We start from the raw sequence: 603 nt of genomic DNA on the forward strand, positions 1-603 counted from the left end.
ATCGAGTCGCAGCTCGTGCCGCTGCTCTCCGACCCGCTCGACGAGGACGCGCTGGAGCGGTTCAGAGACGACTGACTCGGGGATACCAGCGAAACACAAACACCACACACATGCGAGACTACTCAGACCAGATCGACACCCGCGACCCGGACCGAGACGTACAGATCACCGGCCTCGACGCCTGCGTCGTCGAGGGGAACTTCGAGTGGAACCTGATCAAGGTTGAGACCGACGCCGGGGTCACCGGCATCGGCGAGGCGTACCGCGGCGGCGGGATCCCAGAGCTCGTCGAGTACACGAACCGGTTCCTCGTCGGCGAGAACCCGCTCGACGTGGGGCGGCTCGTGCGGTACATCTTCCAGGAGATGTCGGGCCACGGCGGCACGACCGGGAAGGTCGTCACCGCGGCGTCGGGCATCGAGATCGCGCTCTTAGACGCCGCCGGGAAGATCCTCGGGCTCCCGGTCTACCAGCTGCTCGGCTCGAAGTACCGCGACGAGGTCCGGCTCTACTGCGACTGCCACGCCGGCGAGGCGTACGCGGTGGAGGACGGCGCGACCGCCTACGCCGACGCCGAGGCGTACTCGCCCGAGGCGTACGCCG

Annotated in this window: 1 pseudogene; it reads left to right on the plus strand. The window is 67.8% G+C overall.

Features of this window, described 5'->3' with window-relative positions:
• Nucleotides 1-110 precede the first annotated feature (110 nt).
• A pseudogene (locus EXE42_RS16455) lies at nucleotides 111-603 on the plus strand (mandelate racemase/muconate lactonizing enzyme family protein); the annotation flags it as partial.

It is taken from the genome of Halorubrum sp. SP3 (assembly GCF_005435195.1).
Lineage (GTDB): Archaea > Halobacteriota > Halobacteria > Halobacteriales > Haloferacaceae > Halorubrum > Halorubrum sodomense.